The sequence below is a fragment of the Pseudidiomarina mangrovi genome, from assembly GCF_003999375.1.
Lineage (GTDB): Bacteria > Pseudomonadota > Gammaproteobacteria > Enterobacterales > Alteromonadaceae > Pseudidiomarina > Pseudidiomarina mangrovi.
The window spans coordinates 184,187-208,162 of sequence record NZ_RJLC01000014.1 but is presented as its reverse complement, the minus strand read 5'-3'; the positions used below and the strand labels follow the sequence as shown (position 1 = coordinate 208,162).

The 23,976-nt window shown below is 50.3% G+C and carries 21 protein-coding genes; 14 read left to right on the top strand and 7 right to left on the bottom strand.

Features of this window, described 5'->3' with window-relative positions:
- Window positions 1-405 precede the first annotated feature (405 nt).
- Both yihI and EFO84_RS06750 read left to right on the top strand, forming a co-directional pair.
- Window positions 406-861, top strand: coding sequence for a Der GTPase-activating protein YihI (gene yihI, locus EFO84_RS06755; protein ID WP_127347285.1), 456 nt, complete (start codon window positions 406-408; stop codon window positions 859-861).
- Window positions 854-1,318: a DUF2489 domain-containing protein gene (locus tag EFO84_RS06750; protein ID WP_127347284.1), complete on the top strand. Its 465-nt coding sequence runs from the start codon at window positions 854-856 to the stop codon at window positions 1,316-1,318. Before yihI ends, EFO84_RS06750 begins: the two co-directional genes overlap by 8 nt.
- Here the strand turns inward: EFO84_RS06750 and EFO84_RS06745 are convergent.
- Entirely contained in the window at window positions 1,313-2,593 is a 1,281-nt protein-coding gene (locus tag EFO84_RS06745; protein WP_127347283.1) for a metal-dependent hydrolase family protein, read from the bottom strand. The genes EFO84_RS06750 and EFO84_RS06745 overlap by 6 nt on opposite strands.
- Before the next feature lie 163 nt (window positions 2,594-2,756).
- Between EFO84_RS06745 and cysE the strand changes: the two genes are divergently transcribed.
- On the top strand, window positions 2,757-3,548 hold the full coding sequence (gene cysE / locus EFO84_RS06740) for a serine O-acetyltransferase (RefSeq protein WP_127347282.1): 792 nt from the start codon (window positions 2,757-2,759) through the stop codon (window positions 3,546-3,548).
- Between the two features lie 62 nt (window positions 3,549-3,610).
- On the opposite strand, the gene EFO84_RS06735 is transcribed toward cysE, so the two are convergent.
- Both EFO84_RS06735 and EFO84_RS06730 read right to left on the bottom strand, forming a co-directional pair.
- Complete coding sequence (locus tag EFO84_RS06735; protein WP_127347281.1) at window positions 3,611-3,817, bottom strand: cold-shock protein; 207 nt, start codon at window positions 3,815-3,817, stop codon at window positions 3,611-3,613.
- Between the two features lie 210 nt (window positions 3,818-4,027).
- Entirely contained in the window at window positions 4,028-4,579 is a 552-nt protein-coding gene (locus EFO84_RS06730; RefSeq protein WP_127347280.1) for a hydrolase, read from the bottom strand.
- A 137-nt stretch (window positions 4,580-4,716) separates the two neighbouring features.
- Here EFO84_RS06730 and EFO84_RS06725 point away from each other — a divergent pair, with 137 nt between their 5' ends.
- The 3 genes from EFO84_RS06725 to EFO84_RS06715 are packed head-to-tail and all read left to right on the top strand — an operon-like array spanning window position 4,717 to window position 7,364.
- Window positions 4,717-5,730 carry a GGDEF domain-containing protein gene (locus EFO84_RS06725; protein WP_127347279.1) on the top strand — a complete coding sequence of 338 codons (1,014 nt, stop codon included), beginning with the start codon at window positions 4,717-4,719 and terminating at the stop codon, window positions 5,728-5,730.
- 60 nt (window positions 5,731-5,790) lie between these two features.
- Window positions 5,791-6,282: a 5-(carboxyamino)imidazole ribonucleotide mutase gene (gene purE / locus EFO84_RS06720; protein WP_127347278.1), complete on the top strand. Its 492-nt coding sequence runs from the start codon at window positions 5,791-5,793 to the stop codon at window positions 6,280-6,282.
- A complete protein-coding gene (locus EFO84_RS06715) occupies window positions 6,279-7,364 on the top strand; it encodes an ATP-grasp domain-containing protein (RefSeq protein ID WP_127347277.1) in 1,086 nt (361 codons plus the stop codon). Before purE ends, EFO84_RS06715 begins: the two co-directional genes overlap by 4 nt.
- Before the next feature lie 2 nt (window positions 7,365-7,366).
- Here the strand turns inward: EFO84_RS06715 and EFO84_RS06710 are convergent, their stop codons facing one another.
- The gene (locus EFO84_RS06710) at window positions 7,367-8,032 is read right to left on the bottom strand and encodes an alpha/beta hydrolase (RefSeq protein WP_127347276.1); all 666 of its coding nucleotides are present in this window, start codon (window positions 8,030-8,032) and stop codon (window positions 7,367-7,369) included.
- Between the two features lie 3 nt (window positions 8,033-8,035).
- Window positions 8,036-8,647: a DUF502 domain-containing protein gene (locus EFO84_RS06705; protein WP_127347275.1), complete on the bottom strand. Its 612-nt coding sequence runs from the start codon at window positions 8,645-8,647 to the stop codon at window positions 8,036-8,038.
- Between the two features lie 54 nt (window positions 8,648-8,701).
- On the opposite strand from EFO84_RS06705, the gene EFO84_RS06700 reads away from it, so the two are divergent.
- Window positions 8,702-9,262, top strand: a complete 561-nt coding sequence (locus EFO84_RS06700; protein WP_127347274.1) for a glutathione S-transferase family protein — start codon at window positions 8,702-8,704, stop codon at window positions 9,260-9,262.
- Window positions 9,263-9,284: 22 nt separating this feature from the next.
- Window positions 9,285-11,411: a prolyl oligopeptidase family serine peptidase gene (locus EFO84_RS06695; RefSeq protein ID WP_127347273.1), complete on the top strand. Its 2,127-nt coding sequence runs from the start codon at window positions 9,285-9,287 to the stop codon at window positions 11,409-11,411.
- A 78-nt stretch (window positions 11,412-11,489) separates the two neighbouring features.
- On the opposite strand, the gene EFO84_RS06690 is transcribed toward EFO84_RS06695, so the two are convergent.
- Window positions 11,490-13,553 (bottom strand): GGDEF domain-containing protein, encoded by a 2,064-nt coding sequence (locus EFO84_RS06690; RefSeq protein WP_127347272.1) that lies wholly within the window; start codon window positions 13,551-13,553, stop codon window positions 11,490-11,492.
- A 102-nt stretch (window positions 13,554-13,655) separates the two neighbouring features.
- Between EFO84_RS06690 and EFO84_RS06685 the strand changes: the two genes are divergently transcribed.
- A complete protein-coding gene (locus EFO84_RS06685) occupies window positions 13,656-15,800 on the top strand; it encodes a S9 family peptidase (protein WP_205701954.1) in 2,145 nt (714 codons plus the stop codon).
- 7 nt (window positions 15,801-15,807) lie between these two features.
- Window positions 15,808-17,682, top strand: a complete 1,875-nt coding sequence (locus tag EFO84_RS06680; RefSeq protein WP_127347271.1) for a GGDEF domain-containing protein — start codon at window positions 15,808-15,810, stop codon at window positions 17,680-17,682.
- On the opposite strand, the gene EFO84_RS06675 is transcribed toward EFO84_RS06680, so the two are convergent.
- Window positions 17,679-18,395, bottom strand: a complete 717-nt coding sequence (locus EFO84_RS06675) for a YebC/PmpR family DNA-binding transcriptional regulator (RefSeq protein ID WP_127347270.1) — start codon at window positions 18,393-18,395, stop codon at window positions 17,679-17,681. The genes EFO84_RS06680 and EFO84_RS06675 overlap by 4 nt on opposite strands.
- Window positions 18,396-18,599: 204 nt before the next feature.
- Between EFO84_RS06675 and EFO84_RS06670 the strand changes: the two genes are divergently transcribed.
- The 4 genes from EFO84_RS06670 (at window position 18,600) to EFO84_RS06655 (ending at window position 23,958) form a co-directional block, all read left to right on the top strand.
- Complete coding sequence (locus EFO84_RS06670; RefSeq protein ID WP_127347269.1) at window positions 18,600-19,295, top strand: OmpW/AlkL family protein; 696 nt, start codon at window positions 18,600-18,602, stop codon at window positions 19,293-19,295.
- A 120-nt stretch (window positions 19,296-19,415) separates the two neighbouring features.
- Window positions 19,416-20,291, top strand: a complete 876-nt coding sequence (locus tag EFO84_RS06665; RefSeq protein ID WP_431355323.1) for an MBL fold metallo-hydrolase — start codon at window positions 19,416-19,418, stop codon at window positions 20,289-20,291.
- A 104-nt stretch (window positions 20,292-20,395) separates the two neighbouring features.
- Window positions 20,396-22,447, top strand: a complete 2,052-nt coding sequence (ppk1, locus tag EFO84_RS06660) for a polyphosphate kinase 1 (protein WP_127347267.1) — start codon at window positions 20,396-20,398, stop codon at window positions 22,445-22,447.
- Complete coding sequence (locus EFO84_RS06655) at window positions 22,444-23,958, top strand: Ppx/GppA phosphatase family protein (RefSeq protein WP_127347266.1); 1,515 nt, start codon at window positions 22,444-22,446, stop codon at window positions 23,956-23,958. Before ppk1 ends, EFO84_RS06655 begins: the two co-directional genes overlap by 4 nt.
- The last annotated feature ends 18 nt before the right edge of the window (window positions 23,959-23,976 follow it).

Sequence of the window (23,976 nt, the reverse complement as noted above, 5' to 3'; positions counted from 1 at the left end):
ATAAAGAAACTAGTTTTTAGAGCATAAAAGTTGTTGCGAAATATTTCTGAATCAGTAGTCTGAGTCACAATTAAATCGCAACAAAACCTGCTGAGACAGCACTGCGACGCACTGTACTGATTTAATCCAGGGAATAATGAAAAGGCCAGGAGGCCATATTTAATAAGCAACCGAGCTCTAATAAAAAATCTAACATGCCGGTCAATGCGCTAAACAAATAATAATAACAACAATAAAAATCACGGACGTAAAAATTAACGAAAGGGAAGCAATGACAACCGTTCTCAAGTAATCGCAGGTGCGCTGTGTGAGCTAACGAGAAATTCAATCAGGCGATGGCAACATCGCCTTTTTATTTGCCCTCAGGTAAACTACAGCTTATCTCCCACTAATGATGGATAGGCTATGACTCGCCAAAAGAAATCCCGTAAACCTGGCCCTCTCGCGCCATCCTTAAAGCCTAAAGCCATGGTTGAGCGGGTGACTCCTGAAGACCGCGTATATGCAGGCAAAGGGCGTAAGCCCGGTAGCCGTTTTAATGTTGCTTCTAGTGCTAAAAAGGCTACCGGTAATACTGCTGGCGGCGCTAAGGACCCGCGCCATGGCAGTAAACAGCCGATTGCCTTGATCAAGCCGCAGCAAGCCGCACCGATTGTGAGCGAAGCGCAAAAGCGCGCCGCTGCTGAAGCTGAACTGGCACAGCTTGAAAATGATAGCAAGCTGCAACTGCTGCTTGAGCGTTTGGATAATGATGAAGAACTCACCGCTGCTGAACTAAGATACGTGGATACACGTACTGAACGGTTTGAGCAACTGGCCGAATTGCTTGGCCTTGAGGTGGATGAGGATGACGATGACTGAAATACCGCTGTGGGCATGGCTACTGATTGCGCTCGGGGTTGGCATTATTGTGGTGCTGGCATATATTGCTGGGCGTTTGCTGGCGCAGCTACGACAGCAGCGGCAGGCGCAGCAACAAGCCGCAAACAAGCGTGACAGCCACGTGGTCGAGAGCGTTGTGACCATTGCCATGGCCATGGAGCAAGGCCAGTGCGAGTTATCTGAGGGCGCCTTGCGCATAGCGGTACTGCTTGATCATCACAGTAGTGCTAGCAACCAAGACTATGTGGCCCGCTATCCTGCTATCTATGATATGTATGAGCGCATAAAGCACATGCCAACGCACTCAGCGCGTAAGCAACGGCCTAAAGCTGAGATTCGTGCCATGGATAAGCAACGTGAAGGCTACGAGCGCGAGCTTGAGCAAGCTTTGGTTGCCGAAGCCCGCGCTTTAGTAAAGGCGTTTCGCAGCTTATAACTGCTTAACGATGTTGCCGTCTTTGATGACCAAGTTGATGTTCGCCAAACGGCTGATATCAGCCAGTGGGTCGCCATCGACGGCTACCACATCAGCACGTTTACCAACTTCCAAGGTGCCGAAATCAGCAATGGTACCGAGTAAGGTGGCGGCTTCAAACGTAGCTGCACGAATCGCCTCGAGTGGCGGCATTCCAGCTTCTACCATATAGCCGAATTCACGATAGTTCTCGCCGTGATCGAATACTCCAGCATCGGTACCGAAGGCGATCTTAACGCCCGCTTTATAGGCTTCTGCGAAGGTGCTCTGAATTAACGGCCCAATGGCGGCTGCTTTTGGGCGCACGACTTCGGGGAAATAACCAGGTATTTCAGCGCGTTCTGCTACTGACTTGCCGGCAGTAATAGTCGGTACGTAATACACGCCGGCTTTTTTCATGGCGGTCATGACTTCGGCGTCCATGTAGGTGCCGTGCTCAATGGAATCGACACCAGCAGCAATGGCACGCAACATACCTTCTTTACCATGAGCATGCACCGTCACTTTCATGCCGTAATCTTTCGCCGCGGTAACAACAGCTTCCAGCTCGTCTGTCATAAATTGTGGATTTTGACCACTAGTCGCTAAACTCAGTACGCCGCCAGTTACCGTCAATTTGATTAGATTAGCACCATCTTGATAGCGCGCTCGCACGGCTTTGCGTGCTTCATAGGGGCCATCAACCACACCATCAGCAGGGGTCGGAGAATCGTGAATACCGTCGCGGGTACCGTTAGTTGGATCGGCATGACCACCGGTGGTGGCAATTGACTTGCCGGCGGAAAAGATGCGCGGGCCCTGAACCTTGCCAGCATTGATGGCATTGCGTAAGGCCAAGCTGGCATTGAAAGAGTCGCCGAGATCACGCACTGTGGTAAAGCCAGCATGGAGCGTTTTTTCCGCATAGTGCACTGCGTCTAGGGTGATATCGGGTGCATTCTTGGTGAACCGATCCATATAGCTACCTGCCGCCATTTGTGACGTTAGGTGGGTATGCATATCAATGAATCCAGGCATCACTGTGCCGCTGCGCCGATCAACAACCACATCGCCTTGTGCAGGCTTAGTAAAGCCTGTGTTGATCGCCTTGATACGGCCCTCATCAATCACTAAGGTCACGTTATTTCGTGGTTTGGCTTGGGTGCCATCAATAAGGGTGCCAGCATACACTAGGGTGTCGGCATAGGCATTCGATGACAGGGCGGCGGTGACCGCAATAGCCAGTAGTTTACGCATAATACAATCCTTATTATCAACAGGTTGGTCTACCATACGCCCGTGCTAGCTTTGAGTGCAACCACCAGAGCCACCGTGCAACGCAGAAATAGGTTCAATTAACGCACACCAGCGGTTCTTGGTATACTGTGATTAATTTCAGGGTCTGACCATAGAAGGTGTCATGTTTTCTCGTATTCGCGAAGATATTCGTAGTGTTTATGCACGCGACCCAGCAGCGCGTCATTGGTTTGAGGTTTTGACCACTTATCCCGGGCTGCATGCTATTTGGTATCACCGCCTCAGTCATAAGTTGTGGCGCTGGCGGTTACTCTGGTTGGCACGCTTTATTTCAACCTTGGCACGCTGGTTTACTGGGGTAGAAATTCATCCTGGGGCAAAAATTGGGCGGCGCTTCTTCATTGATCACGGCATGGGTGTGGTGATTGGCGAAACTGCTGAAATTGGCGATGATGTGACCATTTATCATGGCGTGACCTTGGGTGGTACCAGTTGGGCTAAAGGCAAACGTCACCCGACCTTGGGCAATGGTGTGGTGATTGGTGCTGGCGCCAAGGTGCTCGGGCCGATCGAGGTGGGTGACGATGCGCGCATTGGGTCTAACGCGGTGGTGGTGAAATCGGTACCGGCAGCGACAACAGTCACCGGTATTCCAGCCCGAATTGTGCGTTCTCCGCAGGACCATGAGGCGAGTGCACGACGCGCGGCGATGGCCAAAGAGTATGGTTTTGATGCGTATGCAATAGCTGCGGACAATCCTGACCCGGTAGCAACCGCTATTGGCCGTATGTTGGATCACGTGCATGTGCTGGATCAGAAAGTAGCCGATTTGTGTAAAGCGGTGAATCACTTGGGTGGTAATGTCTGCGATGAAATTCCGCAGGTCACCATTGAAGACGAAGATATTATTAGTGCTGAGAAGCAAGCTGCAGCTGAACGGTCTCAGCAACAGTAAGAACCTCGAAGGTATAAAAAAAGCCGCTCAATGAGCGGCTTTTTTGTAACGCGAAACCTAAATTACATAGGTACTACGTTAGAAGCTTGTGGGCCTTTTGGACCTTGTTCAATAGTGAACTGAACTTTTTGGCCTTCAGCTAAGGTTTTGAAACCGTCTGATTGGATAGCAGAGAAGTGAACGAATACGTCAGCGCCTTGCTCTTGCTCGATGAAACCGAAGCCTTTAGCTTCGTTAAAGAATTTTACTTTACCAGTTACAGTTGCCATGCTTGAAATCCTCGTAGTGCATGTAAAAAATCAGGGTATTGCTAATAAAAATACGTGTATTCCTTGGGACTTACAAAACGAGGTACAGCAATAGACTTCGTAACAGGCCACAATCAGACAGCCGAATTTTTCTAGCGGTGGTCAGTATACGCTCAATCTAGACCCTGTCAAATAAACTTTTCTGAGGCAACACACAGGGTTAGCGGTCAACTACAGGGCGCGCAGCCAATTCTTACTGATTTGCTTAAACTGCGGCGTGGCCGAATCATGGAGCCATTCAAACGCCACCATCTCACTGGTGACGCGCTGAATACCGAGCGCGGCTAGCCGTCGCAATGCCGCTTGCTTATCGCTGGCACGGCGTGAACCGCAACCATCTTCAACAATAAACACCTGATAGCCAGCGGCCTGGAGTTCAACGGCGGTTTGCAGCACACAAACATGGGTTTCCATACCACAGATGACGATCTGTGGCTTGCCCAACTGCGTAAGGGTGGTGACAAAGTCGCTTTCTTGCATGGCACTGAAGTGGCTTTTTTGTAGCACCGTAGCGCGCTCTGCGATAGCGCTCAGCTCGCCGACAGTGGGCCCGAGTCCGCGTGGATATTGCTCGGTGATCAGTCGAGGTACCTGCAACTCAGAGGCAATCTCGGCGAGCCACTTGATGCGTGCTACCGCCGCAGCGCCCTGGTCAATCACCTGGGCAAGATTGCCCTGCACATCTATAATGACTAGCGCACTTAAGTTGGCTTGTATGAGCATGTCTTGGTCTCTATGCAGCGAACGGGTTAACGCCAGTGTGCCGTAAAAATATCCTTGAGGTAAAGGCCAGTTGGTATCTGGTCAGACGCGAACTTTCAGGGTACAGTGTGAAGTAATTGTTTACTTGGATAGCGCCCATGGACTCGATCGGAACCGCCCCTCTATCAACTCATGTGAATCTCTGGCAACACTTTCGCTTGCTTGCCATGCGCATGATTTATTTCGGTGTCGCCTTGGTGTTATTGCTGATCACCGTATTAAAGGGCTTTGAGCACAAGTGGTTGCATAGTTCGGCGGTATTGTTGGTGGCACTGGGATTCTTTGCGATTGGCATACTCTACCGGCAGCGGTTAGCGCCACAGTGGATCAACTTTATTTGTATTGTATCGCTGGGCGTGCTGGCAAGTTTGGCCATGAAATCAAGCGGTATAGCCGGGGTTTATTGGATGTACCCGATCTTGGCCATGGTATTTTTCATGTTCGACAAAGCGATATTTGTGCTGGTGATCATGCTGATTTACGCCGCTTTTGCGGCGGTGATGTACCAGTTTCTACCGTTTGAATATGCTTGGCAAATTGCTATCTCGATGCTGGTATTGATTGGTGTTGGTACGGTGTTTTTAGTGATGATGGCGGGTATGCAGCGTAATCTCATTCAAGCCAATGCCACTGATACTCTCACTGGCTGTTATCATCGCGATTACCTTGAGCAAATATTACGCCAGCAAATCACCAAGAATGAACGCTTAGAGCGGCCATTAAGCGTGATTCAACTCGATTTAGATGGTTTCAAACTGGTCAACGACAAGTATGGCTACATGTTCGGTGACCGAGTATTGCAAGAAACCGCTGCCCGCATTAAGCGCGTGGTTCGAGCTACCGATATTATTGTGCGCAGCAATGGCGCGCAATTCAGTATCATCATGCCGGATACGCCATTAAAGTTAGCGGTAGAAATTGGCAGCGATGTGCTCAACCGTATTCGTCATGAACCATTCATGGTCAAAACCATGATGACCACGGTTACGGCGAGTGCTGGTATTGCCCAACATAAAACCGGCAAAAACTGGCAAGACCTGATTGAAGCAGTGGATACCGCCATGGACCGAGCGAAGAGTCAAGGCCGCAATCGGCTGAAAGTTGCGCAATAAATTTGCACCATAACCCCGCTCTGGCTACAATTCGCACCTTTCTCAAAGGAGCAGCAGCGCATGACCCCAGTTCTCATTTTAATGGGCTCACAATCTGACTGGCCGGTGATGCAACATGCGGCCACAATGTTAAACGACTTAGGCGTGCCGTGGCAGGCGCGTGTGGTCTCCGCGCACCGAACTCCCGATTTACTGCAAAGTGCCATGCAACAGGCTGAGCGTGACGCTGTGCCGGTGGTGATAGCTGGCGCCGGAGGTGCCGCTCATTTACCCGGTATGCTGGCGGCATTTACTGCCATACCAGTGCTTGGTGTACCGGTATCGAGCAAGCAATTGAAGGGCCTCGATAGCTTACTGTCGATTGTCCAGATGCCAAAAGGCGTTGCCGTAGGCACCCTAGCTATTGGCGAAGCTGGCGCGGCTAACGCCGGCCTGTTAGCAGCGCAAATCATTGGCGTGACTGATGCTGCTGTGCGTCAGCGCGTACAAGCGTTTCGCGCTGCTCAGCGTGAGCACGTCATGAACGGACCAAGCTTGGAACTGCCGCAATGAAGATTTTGTTCAGCGGCGATGGGCAACTTGGACAGATGTTGGGCGCCAGCGCCATACAACACGGCCACGAATGCTTGCTGTACAGCACCCGTAGCCAGCAAGTAAAGCCGTTGTCGGCGCAACTACCATTAGCTATGACGCTCGCCGAAGCGATTGATTGGGCTGATGTGGTGAGCTGGGAACATGAAGACATTCCTGCTGAGGTGATGACCTTGGCGCAACACAAATTCTTGATGGACCCAGCGCGAATTCAGCGCTTGACTGACCGGCGTGCGGAGAAAAAGTTATTTGATGATTGCCGCGTACCAACCTCACCATGGCAAAGTTATCAATCTGTCGCCGAGCTCGAGCAATTGCTACAGCGCAGCCCGCATGATTTGGTGCTGAAAGCGGCGCGTGGTGGTTATGATGGTAAAGGTCAATGGCGCTTCCGCAGCGGCGATGATGCTGTTGCACTGGCTGCAGAAGCTGGGCAACAGGCCGGTATTGCCGAACAGCTGATTGCGTTTGACCATGAAGTATCGCTGGTGGGCGCACGCGGTAAAGACGGCAGCATGGTGTGTTATCCGTTGATCACCAATGTCCATAGGCAGGGTATTCTGAGCTATAGCGTAGCCGGAGCCACAGCTATACCAGCGGCTTTACAACACGAGGCAGAGCGCTGCTTCCAGGCACTTACCGATGCACTGCATTATGTTGGCGTGCTGGCGATAGAGTTTTTTGTGGTCGGTGCTGGCGATCAGGCGCAGTTACTGATCAATGAAATTGCTCCGCGGGTGCATAATTCAGGTCATTGGACCATGAATGGTGCCTCGTGCAGCCAGTTTGATTTGCATATCCGTGCTCTAACCGGCATGCCGCTGCCGCAACTGCGCGTGCAGCCTACGCTGATGCTTAATGTTATCGGTGTAGACGGTATTCCAGCTGGATTGTGGCATCACCCACAAACCAGTTGTCATTGGTACAACAAAAGCCCGCAGCCAGGCCGTAAGGTTGGTCATGTGAACGTGCAGATTGATGATTTAGAGAGCGCGGTGGGCTGGGTAGAAACCTGGGCCGAGCGCCTGCAAACGCTGGCTTAGGGTTAAGCCAGCACCTCATTAAGCCATTTGGCTATGGCTGCAATTTGCTCTGCGCACACTTGATGTTGCATGGGGTAACGCTGGTAACTCACCGTATAATTCCGCGCTAGCAACCATTGCTGTGCTTGCTGACCCAGTTGTTCGGCAACCACTGGGTCATGGCTACCATGCTGGATCAGTATCGGTAGCTGCTGATTAGCGGCATGACAAACCACCGAAGCCGCCGTCGCTAGATAGCTCGACATCACTAACAGCCCACCTAGTCGTTGCGGGTGCGATAACGCCGCTTCATAGACCACCGCGCCACCTTGTGAGAAGCCAGCCAAGACAATGTGTTCAGGTTTGATACCACGCGCCACCTCGCGGGCAATCAGCGCGTTGACGGCCTGTGCTGACTGCCGCAACTGGGCGGTATCCACCTCACGTTCAATATGCATGCTGAGGATATCGTACCAAGCGGGCATCACCATGCCGCCATTAATGGTTACTGCCAGCTTCGGTGCGTGTGGGAACACATAACGAATGTGCACGTTGGCGGCGACTTTTAGGTGCGGCACAATCGGCGCAAAGTCATTACCGTCGGCGCCGAGGCCATGCAGCCAAATTACTGCGCGATTGGCGGGCTGTGGCGGTTCAATTTCAACACAAGGTAAGAGGGTATCGGTCACGGCTTAATCCTTTTTGCTGGTACTCATGCGATTCTTACCCAAGCCACCGCTGATGGTCAATTGCATCGCTTCTGACGGACTCATATCGAGCGGTTCAACTGCACTGCGTGGCACGATCACCATATAGCCACCGACGTTGTAGCTCATAGGTAGCAATACCGCGATATGGTCATCATCCAGTAGTTTCGATAACTGGTCGTCAGCGTCACCACTTTTTTTGGTGACGATACCAATCAGCCGAATTTCACTGCCGGGCATGGTCACTAGCACCACCGATTCATCGGTAAAATTGGTCCCTGACATCAAGTCGAAAACATCTGTCACGGTGCTATACAAGGTGCGCAATACCGGCATGCGCCCCATGATCTTGCCGGGCAAGCTCCAAATGGTATTAACTAAGGCCCAGCGCGCACTAAAACCAACCAACACAGCCACCAACAGAAAGCTGATAAAGGCTAAGCCGTGAAAATAAAAATTCTCACCGAGGATAGCAATCCACACTGGGCTCAGCCAGGTTTCAATGGTGGTCAATAACCATGCCGTCAAGGCAATGGTGATGACTAAGGGTAATAATATCGTGAGGCCGCGAAGCAAATACTGAATGGCGCGTTTCATTGTGATAATCTCAAGCAGATTGATACCATAGCTTAACGTCTTTAGAGGGCCAGTATGAAGTTATTTGGTAGTTTTACCTCACCTTTTGTGCGTCACTGCCGCATTGTGCTGATACAGAATCAACAAGCGTTCGATTTTGTTCCAGCGGATTATGCCACCAGCGCCGTGCAGACGCCTACCAAGCGAGTGCCGTACTTTGAAAATGGCGATGTGCGTTTGACCGACTCATCATCCATTATACGCTACCTGCGTGGCTTGGCGGCACAACCGTTTTGCCCTGATGCCGCCGATTACGATCTGTACTGCATGGCGAGCACCGGTTTAGATACTGAAATCAACTTGTTCCTGTTGGAGCGTGATGGTTTCACTGCCGAGCAAGTACCCTATTTGGCGCGACAACGTGCTCGCGTTGAAGCAATTTTGACTGAGCTTGACCAACGCAATTGGACCATCGAAGGCGGCTATACCGATGGCCAAATTCGCTTAGGTTGCTGGCTCAGCTGGGCACTATTCCGTCAACGTCTGGACTTGACGCCATGGCCAAATTTAATGCAATTTTTAGCGGGTCTAAATAATCAATCTTGGTTTGCCAATACGCATCCTGCGCTTGGTTAATCGTTCAACTGGAGACTATGCAATGAAACAATTTGCTTGGCTGCTTGGCTTGGCTGTTATCGCCGGCTGTGCACCTGAACCGGAAGTAGAAGAAAAAATGGCAGCACAAATAACTTATCCAACTACCGTGCGCGGTAACGTCATGGATGAATACTTCGGTACTACAGTTGCTGACCCATACCGTTGGCTGGAAGATGATCGTAGCGCCGAAACAGAAGCTTGGGTGAAAGCTCAGAATGCTGTGACCTTTGATTATCTGGCGCAAATTCCAATGCGTGAGAGCATCAAACAACGGCTCACCGAATTATGGAACTATGAGCGCTCAAGTGCACCGTTCAAAGAAGGTGATTACACCTATTTTTACCGCAACAATGGTCTGCAGAATCAGTCGGTGTTATATCGCACTGATGCGGAAGGCAACACCGAGGTATTCCTTGACCCGAATACCTTCAGTGCCGATGGCACCACCTCGCTGGCCGATATCAGCTTCTCGCGTGACGGCTCGATTGCTGCTTATGCAATTTCAGAAGGTGGTAGTGATTGGCGTAAAATCATTGTCATTGACGTAGCCACCAAAGAGCAGCTTGAACCGACCTTGGTGGACATTAAGTTCAGTGGTATTTCGTGGTACGGCAATGATGGTTTCTACTACTCCAGCTATGATAAGCCAGATGGTAGCGAACTATCAGCTATGACCGATCAGCATAAGTTGTACTACCATAAGCTTGGCACGGCGCAAGCCGATGATCCGGTGGTATTTGGTGGCACCGAGGCTGAGAAGCATCGTTATATTTCTGCGCAAGTGACCGATGATGACCGCTATTTACTGATTTATGCAGCGGTCTCAACATCAGGCAACAAGCTATTTTTACGTGATTTAAGTCAGCCAGATGCGCCATTGGTCACAGTGTTAGATCACACTGACTCAGATACCTCGTTGCTTGATAACCGTGGTAGCACACTGTACTTGGTCACCAACTTAAATGCGCCGAATAAGCGCGTGGTGACCGTTGATGCAGCGAGCCCAGGTGCAGATAACTGGGTTGACCTGATTGCTGAACAAGAGCAGGTTTTAAGTCCCAGCACTGGTGGTGGCTTCATTTTTGCTGAATACATGGTCGATGCTATTGCCATGGTGCAACAGTACGACTATGACGGCAAATTTGTCCGCGATATTGAGCTACCGGGGGTAGGTAGTGTGGGTGGTTTTAGCGGTAAGAAAGATGCCGAGCAATTGTATTACAGCTTTGCTAATTACAGCACACCAACCACTATCTACAGCTTCGCACCAGCAAGCGGTGAATCGACGGTTTATGAGGCCTCTAAAGCACAGTTTGATAGCAGCGCTTATGAGTCGAAGCAAGTATTCTACAGCTCGAAAGATGGTACCAAGGTACCGATGATCATTACTCACAAAAAAGGCCTTAAGCTCGATGGTAGCAACCCAACCATGTTGTATGGTTACGGTGGCTTCAATATCAGCTTAACGCCGTCGTTCAGTGTCGCCAACGCGGTATGGTTGGAGCTTGGCGGTGTGTACGCGGTGCCGAATATTCGTGGTGGTGGTGAGTACGGTAAAGCTTGGCATAGAGCCGGTACGCAGCAGCAAAAGCAAAATGTGTTTGATGACTTTATTGCTGCAGCGGAATACTTGATTGCTGAAAACTATACCTCCAGTGAGCGGTTAGCGCTGCGTGGCGGCTCTAACGGAGGTTTATTGGTTGGTGCGGTGATGACGCAACGCCCAGACTTAATGCGCGTAGCACTACCCGCGGTAGGGGTACTCGATATGCTGCGTTATCACACCTTTACCGCAGGTGCGGGTTGGGCCTATGACTACGGTACCGCCAATGACAGCGCCGAGATGTTTGCCTACTTGAAGGGCTACTCGCCAGTGCATAACGTTAAAGATGGCGTCAGCTATCCGGCCACTATGATCACCACCGGTGACCATGATGACCGCGTAGTACCGGCGCATTCATTCAAGTTTGCCGCCGAGTTACAGGCCAAGAACAATGGCCCATGGCCGCAGCTGATTCGCATTGAAACTAACGCGGGTCATGGCGCCGGCACACCCATCTCAAAAACCATTGAACAATGGGCTGACATTTATGGCTTCACCTTGTTTAACATGGGTATCACTGAGTAAATAACTCGTCAGAACAGCAAAGCCCCGCACTTGCGGGGCTTTTTTATCGGTGACTTTTACCGCGACTTTTTTCGAGAGCTAAGACAACTGTGGACCCATCACGGTGACTACGTCAACCAAGTGATCATCGATAGCCCCCGGTAGGTCGGTCTCCAAGCGCTGGCGCGCCTGGCTAAAAGGGACATTCAAGCGCATGATACCCCAGCCTTGGTTACGGCCATGAACTTTACCGGCATACAGCGCCATATCGGCGAGCTGTAGGGTTTCTTCCCAGCCGATTGGCTGGCTATCTGGGTTGGCAAACGGAAAGCTAATAAAGCCCGCTGTAGCGGTGACCTGTAGTTCCGAATCAGCCAGCGCGATAGGCGTTCGACCGATCTCGAACAGCACCCGTTCGACCAGATTCGGCAGTGCTTCGTTACTGGTATTCACCACATAGATTAAAAACTCTTCGCCACCCCAGCGAATAATCTGATCGCGGTCGCGTGACACCTTGCGTAAGCGTTTAGCTAATTCAACCAGAACTTGGTCACCGGCTTGATGGCCATGGTGGTCGTTGATGCGTTTAAATTGGTCAACATCTAAGAGAATCATGGCATCACAACCACTGCCACTGCTGCGAGGTTTCGCCAGCTGTTGTTGCAAGGCGCGGCGGTTGAGCAAACCAGTGAGCGGGTCACGCAATGATTGATCGGCCAACTTGGCATTGGCATGCTTTAACTGTCGGTTTGCCCGTCGTGCGGCGCGGTACAGAAAAAATACAATGATAACGGCAAATACCGACAGCGCAATGAGCAGGGTTAAAATGGTTTGTCGTTGTTCTTCGTTGGTGAGCAGCTGTTCTTTCAGGCTATTCTGTTGTTGCAGTAGCTTGATTTGCTGCTCTTTATCTTTACTATCGTATACTGTTTGAAGCTCGGTCAAATTGCGCTGTAGCTCACGGTCAAACAGTCTATCGCGGATATCTCGTTGCTGCAGAAGCACCTGCGCTTGACGTTGATAGTCGCCGGCGATACCAAGTGCTTCAGCATATTCACCGAGCAGTTGTTCAAAGTCGGTTTCGGGCCAACGCTGTTGAAAATGCTCAACGAGAGCGCTCATTTGTTCCAGACCTTGTTGATGCAGGCCTTGATGCACGTCAATAAAGGCAATGTTAAATTCGGTCAGTTTGACGCTATCGTCATCACCATTAGCAAGCGCAAGTTCACGCGCCTCTGCTAACACCTCGCGGCCTTCGTCATAACGACCGGTACGAATATCTAAGTCGCCCATGTTGTTTAGTACGGTACTGAGATACCAGTGGCTATTCGTGGTAGTTTGTTCGGTTAGACTCGCTTTCAGCGCGCTATAGGTTCGCAATGCTTGCTCATAATCACCTGCATTGGTTTCAATCAGCGCTTTCTGCAGCATGGCATCGTGATAAAACATGTCGGTCAGACCGGCACTGGCGGCAAGCTCCAGTACTTCATTAACCCGCGCTAAAGCAGCCTCATTGTTGTGCAGTTGGGATTGTATTTGGGCAATTTGCAGCATCACATGTAAGCGGCGGATGGTGGTGCGGCTATCGTTGGTCTCCATGATTGCTTCGCTGGCGGACACTAAATGTGAAAGCGCTTTTTCAAGCTGGTTACGGTTACTGTAAACCGAGGCAATCAAGGTGTGGCTGTAGTAGCGAATGCGAGGCGACTGGGTTTGTGCCAAGCCGAGCTCAGTTTCTCCAACTAAGCTGAGCGCTTCGGTGAACTTACCCTCGGCTAATTTGATCTCGATATAGGTGGCGCGTACTTCGGTCAGACTATCAATCGTACCGTATTGCTCGGCTAATTGACGCACTTCGGCAAGGCGACGGTAGGCTTCATCAAATTGCTCAATATAGGCATATTCCATCGCCAAATAAGCAAGCACCCGAACCCGAGTCGCAATAGGCGCACTTTCCGCCATGTCGTTGGCTATCGTATGAAAGGCTTGACGCCGCTGGTCGTTACTGAGATCGGCGCGCAGCAATTGATCTAACTGTTGCTCTATGGCGGTATCGACAACCGCCACTTGTTGCGCGATAGCAGGGGTTACCGCTACCGTAGCCGAATAGAGCGGCAACAGCAGGGTAAACAGTAAAATCAATAACGGCGACGATGGTTTCATCAATAGACTTTGCTACGCGTTCTAGTTGTGAGTTGCAGAGCAACTCTATAGGATAGAATTAGTTCATCTTTAATAGCACATTTCAGCCTGAGAGACGAGATCATGACACAGTTTAAACGGTTATTTATCAATCTATGCTGTCTTACCATGGTGGCAACTTTGCTTGCCGCATGCAGCGATAAGCCGGCGCCAGAATCGGCCATAGCCCCACCGGTGGCGAAAAAGGTCGCATATACGGTGACCTCACCCAACGGTGACCGTGACGACCCGTACTATTGGCTGCGTGATGATGAGCGCGCTGCCACCGACGTGATTGCCCACCTCGAAGCTGAAAATGCCTATTACGATGCCTACCGCGCCAGCTACGCTGACCTGACTGCAACACTTGAGCAGGAAGTGATTAGCCGTATTGCTCAGGACGATGCCTCGGTACCTTACGTGCGCGGCGATTATAGCTACAGCCAACGTTATGAAGCCGGTAAAGAGTATCCAATTTATGTGCGTACCCATATTGCGGAAGGCACCGAGCAAATCATTCTAGATGTTAACAAACTCGCTGATGGCAAAAAGTTCATGCAGGTAAGTAATCTGCAGATTAGCCCGAACCAACAATTATTGGCGTATATGGTCGACACCACCGGTCGTCGCCAGTATGAATTGCACATTCGTGATTTAACCACCGGTTTCGACTATGAAGAGCAACTGGTTGGTTTGTCTGCCGCAATCGCTTGGGCCAAAGACAACGAAACGGTATTCGTGATTGAGAATGACCCGCAGACGCTGCTGTCTACTCGCGTGATGAAATATAAAGTTGGTGCTCCGGTAGATAGCGCTGAATTGGTTTATGAAAATACCGATACCAGCTTCTATATGTGGGTGAATAACACTACCGATGGCAACTACATTGTGATCAATTTGAGTGCCACGGTGTCAGATGAAATGCTGGTATTGAATGCAGACCAGCCCGATGGCGAGTTTCAAGTCATAGCGCCACGTGAGCGCCACTTTAGTTACAGCGCCGACCACATTGATGGGCGCTGGATCATCCGTACCGATTGGAATGCACCGAACTACCAAATCATGCAGGTCAGCACCGACGCCCTAGGCGACCGTGCTAACTGGCAGCCGTTAGTCGCTCATGATGATGCGGTGTTTATTCAAGACATGACGGTGTTCAAAGATTACCTAGCGCTCAATGAACGCCGTAATGGCCTGCGTTTAATTCGTATTTTGCCGTGGCAAGATATGGCCGCAGCCACAGTGATCGCCACCGATGAAGAGGCCTATGTCACCAGCTTCGAAGTGAACGTCGAGCAAGATACGCCGATTTTACGCTATACCTATTCATCGCTGACGACGCCACGCACGGTGTACGCCTACAACATGGCAACCGCTGAGCAAGAGCTGTTGAAGCGGGCCCCGGTACCCAATTATGACGCCAGTCGCTACGAAACCACTCGTACCTGGGCTACAGCGCGTGATGGCGTCATGATTCCAGTGACCTTGTTGTACCGTAAAGGGACTAAATTTGATGGCACAGCACCGCTGTATCAGTATGCCTATGGCTCGTATGGCTCGTCGTCTGACCCATCGTTCCGCAGTACGGTCTTTTCACTGGTTGATCGCGGCTTCGTTTACGCCATCGCCCACATTCGTGGCGGCCAAGAAATGGGTCGTCATTGGTACGAAGATGGCAAATTACTGAAGAAAATTAACACCTTTACCGACTATATTGATGTCACCGACCACTTGGTCAAAGAAGGCTATGCAGCGGCCGATAAAGTATTTGGTATGGGTGGCAGTGCTGGTGGCTTATTGATGGGCGCAGTGGCTAACATGGCGCCGGAGAAATATCGCGGCTTAATGGCACATGTACCCTTTGTTGATGTGGTCACCACTATGTTAGATGAGAGCATACCGCTCACCACCAATGAATTTGACGAGTGGGGCAATCCGAAGCAAAAAGAGTATTACGATTATATGCTGTCGTATTCGCCCTATGACCAAGTCAGTAAAAAGGCTTATCCAGCTATTTTAGTCACTACCGGCTTGCATGATTCGCAAGTACAGTACTTTGAGCCGGCCAAATGGGTGGCGAAATTGCGTGAGCACAAAACCGATAGCAACCCATTGATGTTTAAAACCAATATGTCGGCTGGCCATGGCGGCGCATCGGGGCGTTTCTCGCGACTGAAAGAAATCGCTGAAGAATATGCCTTTATCCTTAACTTATTGGAACAAAAGTGAGTGATTAGTGCAGCAGTTTGCGCTCAGTAGGCAGCTGTTAAGGCAAATTTTTGTCTGGTCAGCATTATTGGTGACATTGGTCACGGGTGCGGTATTTTGGGCCTCAATGGCGCAAACACGTGACCAGCAAATCGCTAATATGGCCCTGCTTGCTGAGCAACGCGTGCAAGCTGGGCGTAACTTCTTTATTGAAGCTGAACAAACAACTGCAACCTTTGCGCAGTTGTTTGTGTCAGCGTATACCGCTCGCCAGAACGATCCACAATTACTGCAACGCTATCAGCAATGGACTGACGAAACGTCACCCGGAGTGCGGCGGCTGCAGCAACGCTTTCATACTGGAGTTACCCTCGATAACGTGTATTGGCAGGCCTTGAGCGCTTTTATTGGGCCGTGGTCGAAACCTCGTGACGAGGAGTTACAAGCACGGATTATGTTAGCATTAGAATTGCTCAATCAGCTTGGTCCAGCCTGGCAGCACCGCTTTGCCAATACCCATGTCACCATGCCCGAAAACGTATTGTTGAATTATTGGCCAGAGAGTGCGTGGGGCTTATTGGCTCGAGCTGATTTGGATATCACTGCATATGCGGTTGTTGGCTCTACGCTGCAGGCGAATAATCCGCAGCGCATACCCAACTGGACAGGTCTTTATTTTGATGAGTCAGCAGGGCATTGGGTGATCACCTATCAACGCCCAGTGGATTATCAGGGCCGTCACTTGATCACACCGAGTCATGATGTTTATGTGGATGATGTCATGAACGCCTTGGTCAGCGATTCAACCCCGGCCGTTGAGTATTATATCTTTAATCAACAAAGCCAGCTGGTGGCGGGGCCGCAGCGCTACCAAGAGAATAACGAGTATATTGGTATTATCGATGTCAATAAGCCCGGTCTTGAGCCCTTAGCAGCGCTCTATCAGCAAATTCGTGATAACCCTCCGCAGGCTTCAGGGCCGCAGCAATTTTTGCAAAGTAGTGATGGTGAATCACTGTTGGTCGTAACTTTTGTGGCGGGGCCTAACTGGTATCATGTCACGCGCTATCCGCTAGCAATGATTCGTACCGAGGCGATGACTGCGTCTCTCTCCATTGCCGGTCTGGGTGCGGCGCTATTGCTCGCGGTGTTATTAGTGGTATGGCTGTTTGTTCGGCATCGCATAAGTCGCCCGTTACAACAACTCCAACACGCGGCAGAGGCGGTAAGTCGTGGCCACTATCAGACCATAGCGAGTGGTGACATTCGTTTACCGGTGGCGGTCAACAATGAGATTGGCTTACTAGCGCGCACCTTACGGGACATGTCACAGCATATCAGTATTGAGCAGGAGACGCTGGAACGTGAAGTCACCAAACGCACTGAACAACTGCAGCAGGCCAATGAGAAGTTGGCGCAGATGGCGCATTTGGATGGCTTAACCGGCTTATTTAACCGCCGAGCCTTAGACCGCGACATCGACGCATTATGTACGCAGCAACCGAGCCATGCAGTGGCCTTGTTATTGGGTGATGTCGATCATTTCAAAGGCTACAACGATAACTACGGCCATGAAGCAGGTGATATTGCCTTGCAAGCGATCGCTAGTTGTTTGGTGCAGAGTATTGAGGCGGGACGGGTGTATCGCTATGGCGGTGAGGAATTGGCTGTTTTGGTGCCAACGCATGCGCTTGAGCAGGCGCGGCAACTCGCTGAGCAAGCACGTTTGGCTGTGGCAGAACTGGATTTGCACCACCAGCATAGCGAGTTTGGCCGCTTAACCATTTCGTTTGGGGTGACGCTGTACAGTATAGGTGATGAGCCCACCGACCTATTACGGCGGGCTGATAAAGCGCTCTATCAAGCCAAAGCCAGCGGCCGAAACCGCGTGGTTAGCAACTAGTATTGCGCGTTGTGGTAGACGTTTTGTACGTCGTCACAGTCGTTGAGCATGTCTAAAAACTTCTCAAACATAGCAATATCATCACCGCTGACATCGGTCATAACGTGCGGTAAGTACTGAATTTCATCCACCTCAAAGCTCAAATCTGGAAACGCTTCAAATAATGCTAATTTGGCTTTATGCGACTCAGTGTGCGGAGCAAATACCGTGATTTTATCGCCATCGGCTTCAATGTCAGTAACGTCCACATCACCCATCATCAATGCTTCAAGTGCAGTATCTTCGTCAATACCGTGAAAGACTAAAATAGCGACATGGTCAAACATGTGCGCAACACTACCCGGTGCGCCAATTTTAGCTTTGGTTTTGGTAAAGCAGTTGCGTACTTCGGTAATGGTACGGTTTGGGTTATCGGTTAATGCCTCAACCATCACCATCACGTTACCCGGGCCAAAACCTTCGTATACAGCTGGCGCATAATCTTCGCCGGCACCACCTTTGGCTTTATCCAACGCTTTTTCAATCACGTGGGCAGGTACTTGGTCCTTCTTGGCGCTATCGATCAAGCTACGCAGCGACAGGTTACCCGATGGGTCGGTGCCACCTTGTTTGGCCACCACATAAATTTGCCGACCATATTTGCTATACACTTTGCTTTTTGCGGTGGCGGTTTTTGCCATCGACTCTTTACGGTTTTGATAAGCACGACCCATAACAAACTCTCGCGTTCAGGTAAAATTTAGGCAGCAATTCTAGCGCGAGTTAGGGTTGATAATCTAGTTTTACCATCAGCACGGATATTTGGGTGAAAGTTACCTAAAGCCGCTGATTTAGTTGATCGCGATCAACATCTGGCATCTTTTCCCTAAGTACAATGTGGGTATACCAACCATTTAGGTGACCCAAGGAGTAGTGAGATGAAAAAATCGTATGTTGCTGGCGCGTTAGCTATAGCCTTTGCCGTAACTCCGGCGCTGGCCGATATTAGCGTAAACGTGGGGGCAATTGGGGTGATGCCCAATGATAGCAGCGGCTCATTGAATGTTGTTGAGCAGCTTGCCAGCTTACCAGCAGGATCGACCGGCGTTAACGTTAATACCAATACTCAGCTAGGTTTAACCTTTGATTATAAAGTTAGCCCTGAGTGGACGGTGGAGTTGATTGCCGCAACGCCATTTAGTCATGATATTTATGCAGATGGTGCTTTGGCCGGCCTCAAAGTTGGTAAAACCAAGCATTTACCACCCACCTTGTTGGCACAGTACCATTTCCCAATGAGCAATGACCGCTTTGACCCGTTTGTTGGGGTGGGGCTGAACTACACTTGGTTTTTCAGTGAAAAAGCCGATGGCGCGTTAGTGAGTGCCTTGCAAGATTTGGGCGCTACCACGCCTGCCGACGATATTAGCTTAACCCTCAAAAATAGCTGGGGCTATGCCTTGCAAGCTGGGGTGAATGTGAAGTTAGATGATAACTGGGGCTTACATTTTATGGTCAGTAAAATGGATATCGACACGGTTGGCTCGGTGAAAGTCAATGGTGCTACAGTACAAACCGTTGATGTTCGCATCGACCCAGTAGTCGCTATGGCGGGTGTTCGTTATACCTTTTAAATCATCGGCGTGACGATACCAAGCGACCTACGGGTCGCTTTTTTTTGACTGATCCATTATTTTAGTTTTGACTTAACTAGGACAGTGGTAGCCTTAATCATAAGCCAGCAGAAGGAGTCCATCATGAGTAATGCCGTAGTCAAAGCCTTTCTTGACGATGATAGCGAAACCTTTAGCTATGTAGTGTTTTGCCCCGACTCCAAACAGGCAGCGGTGATCGACCCGGTGCTCGACTTTGATTATAAATCAGGCCGCACCAGCACCAAGGGCGCCCAGCGTTTGGTCGATTATATTGTTGAACATAAATTACAGCTGCAATGGATCTTAGAAACTCACGCCCATGCCGACCATCTCTCTGCTGCACCATTTATCAAGCAGCAATTGGGCGGTTTGATTGGTATTGGTGAACATATTCGTGAGGTACAAAAAATCTTTAAAGAGGTGTTTAACCTCGAAAAAGAGTTTTTGCCCAATGGCGCACAATTTGATCGGTTATTTGCCGATGATGAGCGCTTTCAGATAGGCCATTTACAGGTTCGCGTGCTACATACGCCAGGCCACACCCCAGCTGATTTAGCCTATATTGTCGATGAGCAGCTAGCGTTTGTTGGTGATACCTTGTTCATGCCAGATGTGGGTACCGCACGCTGTGATTTCCCTGGCGGCAGTGCAGCTATTCTGTACACGTCCATTGAGAAAATACTGGCACTACCCGAGACCACGCAAATTTATGTCTGTCATGACTATCCACCCGAGGGTTCCGACCGCGGTCATGAATATATGACCACTGTAGGTGCACAAAAACGCCATAGCAAACATGTCAAAGAGGGTATTAGCCAAGCTGAATTTGTCACTATGCGTGAAGCGCGCGATGCTACCTTACCTATGCCGCGCCTGATCTTGCCTTCAATTCAGGTGAATATTCGCGCTGGTAACCTGCCACCCGCTGACGATAGCGGCAAGGTGTACCTCAAACTACCGCTGAATTTATTGTAATGAGCTGTAATTACACAGTAATCCGCAAAATGTCATAAAAGCGTCATATTTATCCACGTTTAAGCCGCTAGGATAGTGCTATCTCAGCGGCATAGCGCGGTAACATGAAGTTTTATCAGCAAGAACTTAGTTGGTTAGCCTTTAACGAAAGAGTGCTGCAAGAAGCGGCCGATGTGAGCGTTCCGGTGATTGAGCGGATGCGCTTTTTAGGCATTTTCTCCAACAATATGGATGAGTTTTTCCAGGTGCGGGTGGCTGACGTCCGACGCGCAATTTACTTTGCGCCAAGTAGCGAAGAACGCGATGACGCCAGTCAGCTTCTCACCCGTATTCAGCAAAAAGTAATGACCCTACAAGAGCAGTTTGATCGGGTTTATGCGCAAGTGCTGAGTGCCCTTGCCGATAACCATGTGCATATACTCGACGACAGCCAACTCAACGATAATCAGCGCTTGTGGCTCGCCGCCTATTTTCACGACAAGGTGAAGCGTCATGTGGTACCGCTGCTGCTGAATGAGCGCAGCGATTTAGTGCAAATTCTGAAGCAAGACCGCATTTACTTGTTTGTAGAGCTGAATCATCAGCAACAGCTCAGCTACGCCGCCATTGAAGTACCGACCGACCATCTGCATCGTTTTGTCGAGTTGCCGCGCCGGCGTGGCAGTAAAGTGGTGAGTGTGACGCTACTGGATCATGTGGTCGCTAGTCATTTGCCCGATTTATTTGCCGGTATAGTGGCGTTTGATGAGCTGACCTATTTTTCCTTCAAAGTGACGCGCGATGCTGATTATCGGGTGCCACACGATATCGACCAAAGTATTTTGGAGCGCATGGAAGAGGGTATCAAACAACGTTTTCGCGCTGACCCGGTGCGGCTGGTGTATGACAAGCGCATGCCAGGCCGGATGTTGCGTTTTCTCTGCGATGGTTTAGATATGGATGCCTATGACTCGATTGTTGGCGGTGGTCGTTATCGTAATACCCGTGATTTCGCCCAGTTTCAGCAACTGGGGGCGGCTAATTTAGTCAACCCAAATCAACAGCCGTTGCAGCATCCGGGTATGACCAAGCACGCTAATGTGTTTGCCAATATTGCGGCAGCCGATGTGTTACTGTATTTCCCCTATCATAGCTTTGCTGCGGTGACCGAATTCGTTCGCCAAGCGGCTTACGATCCCGCCGTTACCCGTATTGCTATTTGCATCTATCGCGTGGCCCGTGATTCACGCTTGATTCATGCGCTTATGGATGCGGTGCGAAACGGTAAACATGTTACGGTAATGGTGGAATTGCGTGCCCGTTTTGACGAAGAAGCCAATATTGAGTGGTCAAAAGAAATGACCGATGCGGGTATCCGTGTGCTGTTTGGTATTCAGGGCCTCAAAGCGCACGCTAAGTTGCTGCTGGTGCAGCGTATGGAACAAGGCCAAGTTCGGCGCTATGGCTACCTCGGCACCGGTAACTTCAATGAGAAAACCGCAGAAATTTACACCGACTTTGGCTTGTTCACCGCGCATCCAACCATTTGCCATGAAATTGAGCAAGTATTTCACTATTTAGAGCAGCCCTACCGGCGTTACGACTTCCATGAACTGTTAGTGTCACCGGTCAATACCCGTGAGTGCCTTGAGGCCGCCATTGATGCGGAAATCAGCGCAGCGCAGCATGGTCAGCCTGCGGAAATTTTCATTAAGGTGAATAATTTAGTGGATGAAGCCTTAATTGTCCGGCTCTATCGCGCTAGCCGTGCTGGGGTGCGTATTCGGGCATTAGTGCGCGGTATGTGTGCCTTGCGAGCCGGTGTTCCTGGGCTCAGTGAACTGATTGAAGTGCGTAGTATCGTTGATCGCCTGCTGGAGCATGCACGCGTGTTTATGTTTCATAATGGCGGTCAGCAGCGTATCTATATCTCATCGGCAGATTGGATGAAGCGCAATATAGACCGCCGGGTTGAAGCCAGTTGTCCTATTTATGACGAGCAGGCCCGCGCTACAATAGAGAGCATTATGGAGTTGCAATGGCATGACAACTGCAAAGCACGAGTCATTGATGCTGAGCAAAGTAATGCCTATGTGACGCCGAAAAAACGTAAGGTTCGCGCGCAGAAAGCCATTTATAGCCTGTTAAAACGCCAACTGACAGAGTCAAAATCATGACCGACCCACACCTGCCTAGCCTTGATAACTCTGATTTACCGCAGTTTGCGGCGCTTGATTTAGGTTCAAATAGCTTTCACTTGCTAATTGCGCGGGTTGATAATCATAGCTTGCAGCCGTTGCTGCGCTTAAAGCAGCGAGTGCGCATGGGGGCTGGATTCAAGCACCAACAGCTCAGTAATAAAGCCATGCAGCGTGGTCTTGAAGCGCTGGCTGTGTGTGCGCAAAAGCTGCAAGGGTTCAGTCCCGAGCAAGTACGGGTGGTTGCCACACATACCTTCCGAGAGGCGCTCAATAGCGATATTTTTCTCGCGAAAGCGGCCAGCGTACTGGCCTTTCCCATTGAGATTATCTCTGGTCACGAAGAAGCGCGTTTGATTTATACCGGGGTGGCGCAAACTACGGTCAGTGAGGGTAAGCGCTTAGTCATTGATATTGGCGGTGGCAGTACCGAGTTCGCCGGCGGTAAAGGCTTCAATGCGACTAAGTTGGTATCGGTGAGCATGGGCTGTATCAGCTATACCGAGAGCTTCTTCGCCGACGGTAAAATCACCAAAAAGCGCTTTGATAAAGCCTTGGTAGCAACGCGCCGAACCCTTGAGCCAGTGGCCGCTGAACTGCGCAAATTCGCCAAAGATCAGGTGATCGGAACCTCAGGTACTATTCGTGCTATTGCCCAGTGGGCCGGCAGTAAAGCTGGGCAAACTAGTCATTTGATTACCCGTGAGGGGCTGCATAGCTGTGCCGAAGAATTGCTATCGCATAGCCAACTTGAGGGCATGCAACTAGCTGGTGTAGATGGCGAGCGTATTGGCGTGATTGCCGGTGGTCTGGCGATTTTGCTAGGTCTTATGGAAGAGCTCGATATTGACCAGTTGGAACCACATGATGCGGCGTTACGTGAAGGTGTATTGTATGAGTTGGCCGAGCAGGTGCTGCATCACGATGATGTGCGTCAACGCACCATTGAAAGCCTTGCACTGCGCTACAGTATTGACCGCGAGCAAGCTACGCGGGTGCAACAAACCGCCTTAGATTTACTTGAACAAGTGGCTAAAGAATGGCGTTTGCAGGATAGTCAATGGCGGCAATTACTCAGTTGGGGTGCACTGCTGCATGAGGTTGGTTTGCAAATTAACTTTAGTGCGCGACAGCGTCATGCTGGGTATATTTTACAGAACAGTGATATGCCGGGCTTTAACAAAGAACAGCAAGCGTTGTTAGCGGCGTTGGTGCGCCATTATCGTAAGAAAGTTGAGCTGATTGATATTCCTGAGCTGCAACTGTATCACCAACATGATGTGCTGCGCTTATTAGCCCTGTTGCGCTTAGCGGTGATTTTTAATACCGACCGACAAACCTCGCAGTTATTGTTCAAAACCTTTGCCAGCAAAGATGTGCTGTTACTGACGTTAACGCCACAGGGGCGGGCTAATCCAACGTTGATTGCTGACTTAGCTGCCGAGACCAAGCAGCTCATCAAACTTGGTATTACCTTGCGCTGGGAATAGAGACTTGACCACAAGCTA

Excerpts from the sequence above, each read along its gene's own strand:
- yihI (WP_127347285.1), top strand. The coding sequence starts at position 406 with ATGACTCGCCAAAAGAAATCCCGTAAACCTGGCCCTCTCGCGCCATCC.
- EFO84_RS06750 (WP_127347284.1), top strand. The coding sequence starts at position 854 with ATGACTGAAATACCGCTGTGGGCATGGCTACTGATTGCGCTCGGGGTT.
- EFO84_RS06745 (WP_127347283.1), bottom strand. The coding sequence starts at position 2,593 with ATGCGTAAACTACTGGCTATTGCGGTCACCGCCGCCCTGTCATCGAAT.
- cysE (WP_127347282.1), top strand. The coding sequence starts at position 2,757 with ATGTTTTCTCGTATTCGCGAAGATATTCGTAGTGTTTATGCACGCGAC.
- EFO84_RS06735 (WP_127347281.1), bottom strand. The coding sequence starts at position 3,817 with ATGGCAACTGTAACTGGTAAAGTAAAATTCTTTAACGAAGCTAAAGGC.
- EFO84_RS06730 (WP_127347280.1), bottom strand. The coding sequence starts at position 4,579 with ATGCTCATACAAGCCAACTTAAGTGCGCTAGTCATTATAGATGTGCAG.
- EFO84_RS06725 (WP_127347279.1), top strand. The coding sequence starts at position 4,717 with ATGGACTCGATCGGAACCGCCCCTCTATCAACTCATGTGAATCTCTGG.
- purE (WP_127347278.1), top strand. The coding sequence starts at position 5,791 with ATGACCCCAGTTCTCATTTTAATGGGCTCACAATCTGACTGGCCGGTG.
- EFO84_RS06715 (WP_127347277.1), top strand. The coding sequence starts at position 6,279 with ATGAAGATTTTGTTCAGCGGCGATGGGCAACTTGGACAGATGTTGGGC.
- EFO84_RS06705 (WP_127347275.1), bottom strand. The coding sequence starts at position 8,647 with ATGAAACGCGCCATTCAGTATTTGCTTCGCGGCCTCACGATATTATTA.
- EFO84_RS06700 (WP_127347274.1), top strand. The coding sequence starts at position 8,702 with ATGAAGTTATTTGGTAGTTTTACCTCACCTTTTGTGCGTCACTGCCGC.
- EFO84_RS06695 (WP_127347273.1), top strand. The coding sequence starts at position 9,285 with ATGAAACAATTTGCTTGGCTGCTTGGCTTGGCTGTTATCGCCGGCTGT.
- EFO84_RS06690 (WP_127347272.1), bottom strand. The coding sequence starts at position 13,553 with ATGAAACCATCGTCGCCGTTATTGATTTTACTGTTTACCCTGCTGTTG.
- EFO84_RS06685 (WP_205701954.1), top strand. The coding sequence starts at position 13,656 with ATGACACAGTTTAAACGGTTATTTATCAATCTATGCTGTCTTACCATG.
- EFO84_RS06675 (WP_127347270.1), bottom strand. The coding sequence starts at position 18,395 with ATGGGTCGTGCTTATCAAAACCGTAAAGAGTCGATGGCAAAAACCGCC.
- EFO84_RS06670 (WP_127347269.1), top strand. The coding sequence starts at position 18,600 with ATGAAAAAATCGTATGTTGCTGGCGCGTTAGCTATAGCCTTTGCCGTA.
- ppk1 (WP_127347267.1), top strand. The coding sequence starts at position 20,396 with ATGAAGTTTTATCAGCAAGAACTTAGTTGGTTAGCCTTTAACGAAAGA.
- EFO84_RS06655 (WP_127347266.1), top strand. The coding sequence starts at position 22,444 with ATGACCGACCCACACCTGCCTAGCCTTGATAACTCTGATTTACCGCAG.